This is a genomic window from Pseudomonas sp. SWRI81, from assembly GCF_014268545.1.
Classification (GTDB): Bacteria; Pseudomonadota; Gammaproteobacteria; order Pseudomonadales; family Pseudomonadaceae; genus Aquipseudomonas; species Aquipseudomonas hamedanensis.
This window is the reverse complement of sequence record NZ_JABWQS010000122.1, coordinates 1-244: the sequence shown is the minus strand read 5'-3', so window position 1 is coordinate 244 and position 244 is coordinate 1. Positions and strand designations below refer to the sequence as shown.

Below are 244 nucleotides of genomic sequence, written 5' to 3'. Positions count from 1 at the left end.
GCTTAGGCGCTACCGGTTTGAGTTGCTTGCTCATTGCCACCACCGCGACAGATTAAGCTGCTTTCTTAGCGTCTTTGATCAGCGCGTGAACGCGATCAGAAACGGTTGCACCCAGACCAACCCAGTGCTCGATGCGGTCCAGGTCCAGACGCAGTGCTTCAGCCTGACCGGAAGCGATCGGGTTGAAGAAGCCTACGCGCTCGATGAAACGACCATCACGAGCGTTGCGGCTGTCGGTCACTAC

Annotated in this window: 1 protein-coding gene; it reads right to left on the bottom strand. The window is 57.4% G+C overall.

Features of this window, described 5'->3' with window-relative positions:
- Positions 1 to 52: 52 nt before the first annotated feature.
- A complete protein-coding gene (rpsP, locus tag HU765_RS26705) occupies positions 53 to 241 on the bottom strand; it encodes a 30S ribosomal protein S16 (protein WP_346727557.1) in 189 nt (62 codons plus the stop codon).
- Positions 242 to 244: the final 3 nt, after the last annotated feature.